The 12,368-nt window shown below is 60.4% G+C and carries 7 protein-coding genes and 1 pseudogene; all 8 read left to right on the forward strand.

Features of this window, described 5'->3' with window-relative positions; translation table 11 throughout:
• The first annotated feature begins 141 nt into the window (after positions 1–141).
• The gene (locus AABM54_RS07955) at positions 142–882 is read left to right on the forward strand and encodes a flagellar basal body rod protein FlgF (protein WP_347904720.1); all 741 of its coding nucleotides are present in this window, start codon (positions 142–144) and stop codon (positions 880–882) included.
• A 45-nt stretch (positions 883–927) separates the two neighbouring features.
• Complete coding sequence (flgG, locus tag AABM54_RS07960; RefSeq protein ID WP_347904721.1) at positions 928–1,713, forward strand: flagellar basal-body rod protein FlgG; 786 nt, start codon at positions 928–930, stop codon at positions 1,711–1,713.
• Positions 1,714–1,764: 51 nt separating this feature from the next.
• On the forward strand, positions 1,765–2,460 hold the full coding sequence (flgH, locus tag AABM54_RS07965; RefSeq protein ID WP_347904722.1) for a flagellar basal body L-ring protein FlgH: 696 nt from the start codon (positions 1,765–1,767) through the stop codon (positions 2,458–2,460).
• A 15-nt stretch (positions 2,461–2,475) separates the two neighbouring features.
• Positions 2,476–3,586, forward strand: a pseudogene (locus tag AABM54_RS07970) (flagellar basal body P-ring protein FlgI).
• Between the two features lie 10 nt (positions 3,587–3,596).
• Positions 3,597–4,868, forward strand: a complete 1,272-nt coding sequence (gene flgJ, locus AABM54_RS07975; protein WP_347904723.1) for a flagellar assembly peptidoglycan hydrolase FlgJ — start codon at positions 3,597–3,599, stop codon at positions 4,866–4,868.
• 10 nt (positions 4,869–4,878) lie between these two features.
• Positions 4,879–6,930: a flagellar hook-associated protein FlgK gene (gene flgK / locus AABM54_RS07980; RefSeq protein ID WP_347904724.1), complete on the forward strand. Its 2,052-nt coding sequence runs from the start codon at positions 4,879–4,881 to the stop codon at positions 6,928–6,930.
• Between the two features lie 13 nt (positions 6,931–6,943).
• Positions 6,944–8,521, forward strand: coding sequence for a flagellar hook-associated protein 3 (locus AABM54_RS07985; RefSeq protein WP_347904725.1), 1,578 nt, complete (start codon positions 6,944–6,946; stop codon positions 8,519–8,521).
• A 129-nt stretch (positions 8,522–8,650) separates the two neighbouring features.
• Entirely contained in the window at positions 8,651–12,229 is a 3,579-nt protein-coding gene (locus AABM54_RS07990; RefSeq protein ID WP_347904726.1) for a glycosyltransferase, read from the forward strand.
• Positions 12,230–12,368: the final 139 nt, after the last annotated feature.

Here is a 12,368-nt window from a genome sequence, read left to right on the forward strand (position 1 = left end):
AATCGACAGAATCCCTCTGATGCCGCTCAAGTCCTTTGTTTAGAGGGCTTCGTGCCGTCAGCGAAAAGTTGGTCTGCAAATTGCTTATGGCTCAGCAGTACAGCAGTGGGCGGCAAACGTCCGGCATGCAGAGGAAAGACTGTGGACAAGTACCTTTATGTGGCAATGACCGGTGCCAGCCAGAACGCACTGGCGCAAAAGGCCCATGCCAACAACCTGGCGAACATTTCCACCAATGGTTTCCAGAAAGACCTGGAGCAGGCTCGTTCGATGCCGGTATTTGGTGACAGCTTTCCGGCGCGTGCGTTTGCCATGTCCGAGCGTCCTGCCACCGACTTCACGCCAGGCTCCCTGGTGGAAACCGGCCGTGACCTCGATGTGGCGGTCAGCGGCAATGGCTGGATCGCCGTGCAAAACCCGGATGGCGGTGAAAGCTACGTGCGCACCGGCAGCCTGAATGTTGACGCCTTGGGCGTGCTGCGTGCCGGTAATGGCATGCCGGTGATGGGCAATGGCGGTCCTATCGCCGTGCCGCCCGAGCAGAAAATCGAAGTCGGTCAGGACGGCACCATCAGCATCCGTGCGATGGGCGAAGGCCCGCGCGTGATGGCTGAGGTCGACCGCATCAAGCTGGTCAATCCTGATTTGAAGAGCATGACCAAGGGGCTGGACGGTTCGATCCACACCAAGGACGGCCAGCCAGCGGTGGCAGATGCCAACGTTCAACTGGTGTCGGGTTTCCTGGAGTCGAGCAACGTCAACGCCGTCGAGGAAATGACCTCGGTACTGGCCTTGGCCAAGCAGTTCGAATTGCACATCAAGATGATGAACACCGCCAAAGACGACGACCAGGCCATGGCTCGGGTCTTGCAGATCAGCTAATTATCAGAACGTCGCGCCGTAAAACAGGCGCACGAGGAGAATCGAATGCTTCCGGCTCTATGGGTTGCCAAAACAGGTCTGTCCGCCCAGGACACTAACCTGACCACCATTTCCAACAACCTGGCGAACGTATCGACCACGGGTTTCAAACGTGACCGTGCCGAGTTCCAGGACTTGCTGTACCAAATCAAGCGCCAGCCGGGCGCTCAGTCGACCCAGGACAGCGAACTGCCGTCGGGCCTGCAAGTGGGTACAGGTGTGCGCATCGTCGGCACCCAGAAAAACTTCACCGCCGGCAGCCTGCAAACCACCGAGCAGCCGCTGGACCTGGCGGTTGACGGTCGTGGTTTCTTCCAGATCCTGCAACCGGATGGCACCACTTCCTACACCCGTGACGGCACTTTCCACCTGGACTCCAACGGTCAGGTCGTGAACGCCAGCGGTTTTGCCCTGGAACCCGCCATTGTCATCCCGAACGACGCACAGACCTTCACGGTTGGTCGCGACGGTACGGTTTCGATCACCATCGCCGGCAACCCGGCTTCCCAGGTGATCGGCAATCTGCAAACCGCCGACTTCATCAACCCGGCCGGCCTGCAAGCCGTGGGCAACAACCTGTTCCTGGAAACCGCTGCCAGTGGCGCGCCGCAAGTTGGCACCCCGGGCCTGAACGGTTTTGGCACCACGCTGCAGAACACCCTGGAAACGTCCAACGTCAGCACCGTTGAAGAGATGGTCAACATGATCACCACTCAGCGTGCCTACGAGATGAATTCCAAGGTGATCTCCACCGCCGACCAGATGCTCTCGTTCGTAACGCAGAATCTGTAATCAAGTCTATGGGGCGGCATGAAGCCGCCTGCAACACCGTGAGGTAGGGTCATGAATCGCTTTGTATCAGTTCTCGCATTGAGTGGGATCGCCGTGCTCGCGGGCTGTGTCGCCCCGACGCCGAAGCCCAATGACCCTTACTATGCGCCGGTGTTGCCCCGTACTCCGTTGCCGGCTGCGGCGAATAACGGCTCGATCTATCAGGCCGGTTTCGAGCAGAACCTGTACAGCGACCGCAAGGCATTCCGGGTGGGTGACATCATCACCATCACCCTGAACGAGAAGACCCAGGCGAGCAAAAACGCCAATTCGCAAGTGGCCAAGAACAGCAAGACCGGCGTCGGCCTGACCTCGCTGTTCGGCGCAGTGCCCAACACCAATAACCCGTTCGGCGATGGCGACCTGAGTCTCAGTGCCGGCTACAGCGGCGACCGTGCAACCAAGGGTGACAGCAAGGCCGGGCAGGGCAACAGCCTGACCGGTTCGATCACCGTGACCGTCGCCGACGTCTTGCCCAACGGCATTATTGCCGTACGTGGCGAGAAGTGGATGACCCTCAACACTGGTGATGAGCTGGTACGGATTGCTGGCCTGGTGCGGGCGGACGATATCGCCACCGACAATACCGTGTCGTCGACCCGTGTCGCGGATGCGCGCATCACTTACTCGGGCACCGGTTCCTTTGCCGATGCGAGTCAGCCAGGCTGGTTCGACCGTTTCTTCCTAAGCCCGCTGTTCCCTTTCTAGGTGATGAATATTTCCATGCTTAACTTCAAGCACCTGATGGCGGCCATGTTGTTGCTGTCCACTTCCCTTGGCGTTCAGGCCGAGCGGTTGAAGGACATCGCCAGTATTTCGGGCGTGCGCTCCAACCAATTGATCGGCTACGGCCTGGTTGTCGGGCTTAACGGCACGGGCGACCAGACCACGCAAACCCCGTTCACCCTGCAGACCTTCAACAACATGTTGTCGCAGTTCGGTATCAAGGTGCCGGCCGGTTCCGGCAACGTGCAATTGAAGAACGTCGCGGCGGTTTCGATCAGTGCCGAATTGCCGGCGTTCGCGAAGCCGGGTCAGCAGGTCGACATTACTGTTTCGTCCATCGGCAACTCCAAGAGCCTGCGTGGCGGCACCTTGCTGCTGACGCCGCTCAAGGGTATCGACGGTAACGTCTATGCGGTGGCCCCAGGGCAACCTGGTGGTTGGCGGTTTTGATGCTGAGGGTCGCGACGGTTCGAAAATTACCGTCAACGTTCCGTCGGCCGGTCGCATCCCGGGTGGTGCGTCGGTTGAGCGTGCGGTACCGAGTGGTTTCAATCAGGGCAACAGCCTGACCTTGAACCTCAACCGTTCGGACTTCACCACGGCCAAGCGCATCGTCGACAAGATCAACGACATGCTTGGCCCTGGCGTTGCCCAGGCCATCGACGGTGGTTCGATCCGCGTCACGGCGCCGCTCGATCCGAGCCAGCGTGTGGATTACCTGTCGATCCTCGAAAACCTTGAAGTCGATCCGGGTCAGGCGGTGGCGAAAGTCATCATCAACTCGCGCACCGGCACCATCGTGATCGGCCAGAACGTCAAGGTTTCGCCGGCCGCCGTGACCCACGGCAGCCTGACGGTGACCATCACCGAAGACCCGATTGTCAGTCAGCCCGGCCCTCTGTCCAATGGTCAGACGGCGGTCGTGCCGCGTTCGCGGGTCAATGCTCAGCAAGAAGCCAAGCCCATGTTCAAGTTCGGTCCGGGCACCACGCTGGATGAGATTGTCCGTGCGGTGAATCAGGTCGGCGCTGCGCCGGGTGACTTGATGGCCATCCTCGAAGCCCTGAAGCAGGCCGGCGCGCTGCAAGCCGACCTGATCGTGATTTGAGGTAGGGGTCATGGATATTCGCAAGAGCGGTCTGATCAGCAGTGGCGACTCGGGGTCCTATTCGGACCTCAACCGGCTTAATCAGCTCAAGGTTGGTGACAAGAACAGCGATGCGAACATGCGCAAAGTAGCGCAGGAGTTCGAGTCGCTGTTTCTCGGCGAGATGCTCAAGTCCATGCGTTCGGCGACCGAAGCGCTGGGCAAGGACAACCCGATGAATACGCCGGCGGCCAAGCAGTACCAGGAAATGTACGACCAGCAGTTGGCCGTTTCCATGTCTCGCGAGGGTGGCGGTATCGGTCTGGCGGATGTGTTGATGCGCCAGATGTCGAAGAACAAACCGTTGGCGCCGGGCGAGGCGGCCGCGCTGTCTGCGGCCCATCAGCAGGCTGCGAAAGCGGCGGTGGAAACCCCGATTGCGGCCGGTACGGTCGGCACCAATGGCCCGCTTTCCCGGGTCAATGGCCAGCGTCCGTTGTGGGCTTCGCGAGCGATCAATCCGCCCCAGGCCGAGCTCTCTCATCGCAATGACGTGGCGTTGCTCAATCAGCGGCGTCTGGCATTGCCACCGAAGCTCGCCGATCGCCTGTTGGCCGGCCTGGTGCCTTCGGCATCGACGACCGCAATCAATACCTCGGCGCTGCCTCAGCGCTCCACGGTGGCTGCGGATGCGTTGATCAAGGGTGACTGGCAGGCGGCGAAAAGTTACGCGGTGCCGAGTGGCCGCATGCAGGTCTACGGTCGCGCCGTGGCTCAGCCACCGCTGGCTCCGGCGAAAAAAGCCTTCAGTTCCTCCGACGAATTTGTCGCCACCATGCTGCCGATGGCGCAGCAGGCAGCTGACCGTATTGGTGTCGATCCGCGTTACCTGGTGGCCCAGGCTGCGCTGGAAACCGGCTGGGGTAAATCGGTCATGCGCCAGCAGGATGGCAGCAGTAGCCACAACCTGTTCGGCATCAAGGCCGGTCGCAGTTGGCAAGGTGATTCGGCGCGAGCGATTACCAGCGAATTCAGAAACGGTGCGATGGTCAAGGAGACGGCCGAGTTCCGCTCCTACGCCTCTTATCAGGACAGCTTCCACGATCTGGTGACGCTGCTGCAAAGCAACAATCGCTATCAAGAAGTGCTGAAGTCGGCCGATAACCCAGAACAGTTTGTACGCGAGTTGCAAAAAGCCGGGTATGCAACCGATCCGGATTACGCAAGCAAGATTTCGCAGATTGCCAAGCAGATGAAGAGCTACCAGAACTACGCTGCGGCAGGCGCTTCCACGAATTTATAAGGTCTGAATCATGAGTTTGCTCAATATCGGGATGTCGGGGCTGGCCGCTGGCCAGTCTTCATTGATGACAACCGGCAATAACATTGCCAACGCCGACACCGCCGGTTATTCACGCCAGCAAACCGTGCAGGGTACCAAGGACTCGATTCAGTTCGGCAACCTCTACATCGGCACCGGCACCACGCTGGCCGATGTACGTCGGGTCTATAACAGCTACCTCGATCAGCAATTGCAGCTCAAGACCTCGCTCAACAGCGATGCGGCTGCCTACCTGGGTCAAGTTACCCCGATCGACAAACTGTTGTCGGACAACGGCACCGGCCTGACCGGCGCGCTGACCAAGTTTTTCTCGTCCATGCAGAACGTCAACGCCAACCCGACCGATGATGCTTCGCGTCAGCTGTTGCTCAGCGATGCGCAAGCGCTGAGCAACCGTTTCAACACCGTTTCCAGTCAGTTGAACGAGCAGAACGCCAACATCAACGGCAGCCTGGGCACCATGGCCGATCAGGTCAATAAACTGGCGACCACCGTGGCTCAGCTCAATCAGCGCATTTCCGAAGTGTCGAGCGGCGGCGGTATGCCCAACGACCTGTTGGACATGCGCAACGAGACCGTTCGCCAACTGTCGACCTTCATAGGGGTGCAGGTGAGCGAGCGCGGCTCCAATGTCGATCTATACCTGCCCGGTGGTCAGCCACTGGTCATGGGCAATTCGGTCAGCACGCTGGAAGTCGTGGCTGGCAAGGTCGACCCGACCCGCTCCTCGATCCAGCTCAACCGTGGCTCCAGCACTATCGACATCACCGGCGTCGTTACTGGCGGTGAAATCGGTGGTCTGCTGCGTTATCGCGAAACCGTGCTGGACCCGGCCATGAACGAGCTGGGCCGTGTGGCGCTGGTCGTTGCCGATCAGATGAACAGCCAGCTGGGCCAGGGCCTGGACAAAAACGGCGAGTTCGGTGCGGCGTTGTTCAACAACATCAACAGTGCCGCGCTGATCAGTCAGCGCAGCATCGCCAGCGGCAATAACAGCACAGGTTCCGGCAACCTCAACGTGACCATCAAGGACACGGGCAAGCTGAGCACGGGCGACTACACCGTGACGTTCAGCACCGCCACCGACTATTCCGTCAAGCGCGCCGATGGTTCGTCGCTGGGACCGTTCAACACCGGGACGACGCCGGCACCGGTCATTGATGGTTTCAGTCTGAGCCTCAATGGCGGTGGTGCCTTGAGCGCAGGCGACAGCTTCAAGATCACCCCGACCCGTAATGCGGCGACCAGTATCAAGACCGAGATGACCGACGCCAAGCGTCTGGCCATTGCTGCGCCATTGAGCGCCAGCCTGCTGCCGGGCGCCAATGGCACCCTGAGCATCGCCGGTCAGCCGACGGTCAAGGTGCCCCTGGACATCTACAACCCGGCGGCCAACGCCGAGATGCAGACAGCGGTCAAGAACTCGGTGCCGGTCAAGTTGGTGTTCGGTCCTGAAGGCCCGAGCCAGTCCTTCAAGTACTACGATGCCAAGGGCACCCTGATGGGGTCCGGCAGCATCGTGCCGGGGCAAAACAATACCCTGAGCCTGCAAATCAAGATGGTCGACGCCTCGGGTGCGCCGATTACCGATGGCGCTGTACCGCCCGTGCAGAAGACCTTTACCGTCGAAATGTCGGTGGCGGGTTCGCCTAAAGACGGTGATGGCCTGAACATCAAGTTCAACGGCGCCGACTCCAAGGACAACCGCAACGGCACGGCCCTGTCGAACCTGCAGACCAAGCAGACCGTCGATACCGGTTCCGTGAGCAAGGGCATCACCCTGGTTGATGCCTACGGCAAACTGGTGGAAGGCGTCGGCGCCAAGGCCAGTCAGGGCAAGCTCGACAGTGCGGCGAACAATGCGATCCTGGCCAACGCCAAGGGCGCGCGTGACTCGCTGTCCGGCGTCGACCTCGATGAAGAGACCGGCAACCTGGTCAAGTATCAGCAGTATTACACCGCATCTTCGCAGATCATCAAGGCTGCGCAGGAAATGTTCAGCACCCTGATTAACAGTCTTTAAGGAGTCGTAGCCCATGCGCATTTCTACCGCCCAGTTTTACGAAGCCTCGGCTGCGAACTATCAGAAAAACTTCTCCAACGTGGTCAAGAGCAACGAAGAGGCCAGCAGCCTGATTCGCGTGAACACCGCTGCCGACGATCCGGTCGGTGCTGCTCGCCTGCTGCAGTTGGGCCAGCAAAGCGCGATGCTCGACCAGTACGCGGCCAACACCACGACCCTCAAAGGGACTCTCGGCCAGGCCGAATCGGTCATGACCAGCATCACCAACGTGCTGCAGCGCGCCAAGGAGCTGGCGCTCGGTGCGGGCAACGCCGGTTACACCGACAACGACCGCAAGGCCAACGCCTCGGAATTGGGCCAGATCGAAGAGCAATTGCTGAGCCTGATGAACACCAAGGATCAGAACGGCAAGTACATTTTCTCGGGCTCCAAGGGCGATACCGAACCGTTTGCCCGTAATTCCGATGGCACCTACAGCTACAACGGTGACCAGACCTCGTTGAGCCTGCCGATTGGCGACACCATGAGCATGGCCACCAACAGCACGGGTTGGGACGTGTTCCAGCAAGCGATCAACACCAATCGCAGCCTGACCACCATGACCGCGCCAGCGGTGGATGACGGTCGCGTGGTGCTGTCCAACGGCCAGGTCAACTCCAGCGTCAATTACAACGCCAATTTCCGGAGTGGCGAGCCTTACGTTGTCAGTTTTGTCAGCAGCACACAGTTGAAGATCACTGATGCGGGCGGCAACGACGTCACAGCCGAGGCGAGCAAGAATGGTGTCATCAGTAATAACGTCGGGGCAAACTCGCAAACGGTGAGTTTCCGTGGTGTCGACCTGACCCTGAACATGAACCTCAAGGCGACGGATACCAATCCGGATGCCGTCATAGCCGGTCATAATTTCACCCTGGCTTCCAAGCCTGACACATTCACTAACTCGCGCATGCCGGGCAACTCGTCGACTGCTGTGGTCACGGGCGCCACCGTCAGCAGCCAGGCTGCATACGCCGCCGCGTTCCCGAACGGTGGTGCGGTTCTGAAGTTCACCAGTGCCACGGCCTACGACCTGTATGCCTCGCCGCTGACGGCTGATAGCAAGCCGGTATCGAGCGGCACAGTGACAGGTGCAGGTACCACGGCGACCGCAGCAGGCGTTGACTTCACCCTGGCCGGTACACCGGCAGCCGGTGATCAGTTTGTCGTTGCGGCCAACAACCATCAGACCCAGAACATCCTGGATACGGTCAGCCAGTTGCGTACCGCACTGTCGACACCCACCAATGGTGACCCGGTTGCAGTGCAAAAGCTCAACGCAGCCATCACCTCGGGTATCGGCAACCTCACCAGCGGCATGGACACGTTGAGCGAAGGTGTCAGTTCGATTGGTGGTCGCGGGTCGGCGCTGGCTATCCAGAGCGATACCAACGAAAGCCTGGCCCTGGCCAATACCCAGACCCAGTCGGCAATTCGTGATTCCGATCCGGCCGAGGTGATGACACGCCTGACCTTGCAGACGACCATGTTGCAAGCCTCGCAACTGGCGTTCAGCAAGATCTCGCAACTGGGTCTGTTCAACAAAGTCTGAGCCCGTGCCTGCCTGGCATTGATCCAACTGCTGCATCTGCTTCAACCGTCGAGTGCAAACCGTCTTTTTTCAGCGGTTCGCGCAGCCCACTCACAGTGAGTGGGCTCGCGCCGCTCGAGAGTTCCCGCCGTGAATCCAGCTCCGCTTGTCAGTATCGCCATTCCAGCTTTCAGCCCGCAGTTCTTCAATGCAGCGCTGCAAAGCGCATTGAGTCAGACGTATACCCCCCTCGAAGTGATTGTCTGCGATGACAGCATGGGTGATGAAATTCACGCCATCGTCCAGGCTTGCACCGTGCCGCAGAACCTTGTGCTGCGTTACGTGCGCAACAAGCAACGCCTGGGCTTTCAGGGCAATCTGATTGCGTGCGCTGAAGAAGCGACGGGCGAGTACCTGAAGCTTCTTTGTGATGACGATCAGTTACTGCCCGAGTGCGTTGCGCGTCAGGTCCAGGGTTTTATCGGGCATGACGATGTGAGCCTGGTGATAGCTCAGCGCCAGTTCTGCGACGGCGATTACGCCCTGCTGCCCGAGCGTCTCGAGAACTCCAGTTTTACCTCGGGCGATACCCTGTTCAAGGGCGAAGACCTGCTCGATGTGCTTGAAAGCAGCGCGGTGAACTTTCTCAGCGGTCTGAGCGGTGCATTGCTGCGCACGCGTCAGGTGCTGGAGTACCTGCCGGCGTTGACCCAGATGGAGGCGGGCTTCGTGGCCCGGCTCGACCTGGCGTTGTTTGTTTGCCTGCTGCGCCGGGGCAACCTCGCGGTGGTCAGTCAGGTGCTCAGTTTTGAGCGATTGCACAAGGCGCGCCTGAGCAATCAGCCAGAGGTCCAGCAGGCTGTACTGACCGAGCTTGGCTGGTTGTCCCAGATGCTCGCCGTGCGCAGTGGCGAGCCTGCGCCAGCGCCGGGTTATGCGCGCTACATCGATCTGACGGCAGCAGCAAAGGGTGAGCCCTACGCCTGGGAAGAAATCAGTCTGACCCGTTCACTGGGCTTTACCCACACGCTGATTCGCTCGCGAGTGGGCATGGGCTGCGACAGTTTTGGCGAAGTGTATCGGCAGTGGTTGTCGTGCCGGACCCTGAACCCAGCTCAACAGCGTTTGCTGCCCACGCGTCTGGCTTCGTGGGCGTGGCAGCCGAGAATCGTCCCGGTGGTGATCGACGCGCAGGCTGATGGCGCCGCGCTGCGCATGACGCTGGAAAGCATCGAGCGTCAGGTGTACGCCGCCGAAACGGTCGTGGTCCTGTCCAGCGGGACCTTATTGAGCCCGGTCGATGGCAATGTCATCAGCATCGCCCTTGAGGGAGATGGCTTTGCCCAGCTCAACGGCGTGCTGGCAGATCTGGAGGGGGCGGACTGGTTCTACCTGGTGCGCGCCGGTGATCGCCTCAATGATCTGGCCCTGTTGTTGCTGGCCGAGCGCGTGGTCGAAAGCGCCGATGCCTTGTGCATCTACAGCGATGAGGGTGGCTTGCGCGACGAGCTGTCGGTGGAGCCGATCTTCAAGGCCGACTTCAACCTCGACCTGTTGCGCAGCTACCCCTACATCGGCCGGACGCTGGCGATGCAGCGCCGGCGTTTTCTGGCCGTCGGTGGCTTCGATCCGGCTTACGCCGAGCTGAGTCCCCATGATGTGGTCTGGCGACTGGTCGAGGGCGATGGTGCTCATGTGATCGAGCACGTTGCCCAGGTGCTGGTGGAGTCCACTTTTGGCCTCTCGCAATGGCTGTCCCTGTCGCAGGTTGTCGAGCAGAATCCGCGGGTACTGGCGGCGCATCTGGATCGAATCGGCGTACGCCATCAAGTGCGCGTCGGCGACTTGCCGCTGATCAACCGGGTTGACTATCAGCACGAACATCAGCCGCTGGTCTCGATCATCATTGTCGCCAGGGACCGGATCGGCACGCTTCAGCGTTGTGTCGAGCGGGTGCTGGAACACACTGCGTATGCTCACTACGAGTTGCTGATTGTCGACAGCGGCAGCATCACCGCCGAGGCCCGCGACTGGTTCGCGGCCATGGAGCAGATGGGCAGCGACAAACTGCGGATTCTGCGTTGCGATTACCCTGAAAACCCGGCGGCCGCGCAGAACTTTGCAGCGGGCCAGGCGCGTGGCGAGTATTTGGTGCTGCTGAGCACCCACTGCCAGATTGTCAGTGGCGACTGGCTGCATGAGCTGCTCAACCACGGGATGCGCCCGGAGGTTGGTGTGGTCGGCGGGCGGATGGTCAGCCCGCAGGGGCGCATTGAAGGCTCGGCGCTGATCCTGGGGATGCGCGGGCCGGTGGGCGTGCCGTGGCGTGGCGAGCCGTTGAATACCTCCGGCTACATGCAGCGCCAGCAGACCGTACAGAACCTCAGTGCGGTCGGTGCGGAATGCCTGCTGATCCGCAAACAGATTTTCGATGACCTGCAAGGCTTTGATGAGCAGGCGTTCGCGCAGATGCTCAATGGCCCGGATCTGTGCTTGCGGGTGCGGCGCAGCGGTTATCTGGTGGTCTGGACGCCGTATGCCGAATCGGTCCAGGTGGCGGCCGAGGGCATCAATGGTCCGGTGGCGCAATCGCTGCTGGCAGAACAAAAGAACTTCTATCAGCGCTGGTTGCCGATCATCGCCAGGGATCCTGCGTACAACACCAACCTGAGCCTGGGCACCAACAACTTCAACCTGGAGCCGGGTTCGCTTGCAGGCTGGAATCCGTTTACCCGGCACATGTTGCCCCGGGTTTTGGCGATTCCGATCAACGAGACCGCTGTCGGCCATTACCGTGTCACCCAGCCGTTCCTTGAGCTGGAAGCCGCTGGCCGGGTGCTCGGGCATCTGTCGTTCCACACGCCCTCGGACATCGAGCTGGAGCGTCAGGCGCCAGATGTGATCATCCTGCAAGGGCGCTACAGCCAGAGCGCGGTGGATGAAGTGGAGCGAGTGAAAAACTGCTCCCGGGCGTTTCGGATTTTTGAACTCGACGACTACGTGATCAAGGTGCCGAAGAAGAACGCACATGTGCGCAAGGCGATCGACGGTGTCGAGGATATCGTGCGTCGAGGTGTCGGCCTGTGCGACCGCGTCGTGGTGTCGACCCAGCCGTTGGCGGACACGCTCAAGGGCATGCATCACGACATTCGTGTGGTGCCGAACATGCTGGCGCCCCACCTGTGGACCGGGCTGACCAGCCAGCGCCGCACCTCGCGCAAACCGCGAGTCGGTTGGGGGGGCGGGACCAGTCATGATGGCGACCTGGCGATCATTGCCGATGTGGTGCGCATCCTGGCCGATGAGGTGGATTGGGTGTTCTTCGGCATGTGCCCGCCGTCGCTGCGCGGCTACGTTCGCGAGTTCTACCCGGCGATCGGCTTGCAAGCCTACCCGGCCAAACTGGCGAGCCTGAATCTTGATCTGGCATTGGCGCCCCTGGAGTTCCACATCTTCAACGACTGCAAGAGCAACCTGCGCTTGCTGGAGTACGGCGCGTGCGGTTATCCGGTGATTTGCACCGACACCGAGGCGTACCGCGGCTACCTGCCGTGTACCAAAGTGGTCAGCAACAGCACCGAGGAATGGCTGGCCGCCATTCGCATGCATCTGGCCGATCCCGAAGCCAGCTATCGCATGGGTGATGCACTGCGTGAGGAAGTGCTGCGCGACTACATGCTGCGCGGTGACAACCTGAACTATTGGATCAACGGCTGGCTGCCTGACTGATCAGTCGCCATGCGTCAACCTGGCCAGCTCGGGCAATCCGAGCTGGCGCGTTTCCTGCAAGGTCCCCCTATATCGCCATAAAACGAGCACTTGCGATTGTTTCGCAGGTGCCATGCGCGGCATTGAAGGTTTTACCCAG

This window comes from Pseudomonas purpurea, assembly GCF_039908635.1.
Lineage (GTDB): Bacteria > Pseudomonadota > Gammaproteobacteria > Pseudomonadales > Pseudomonadaceae > Aquipseudomonas > Aquipseudomonas purpurea.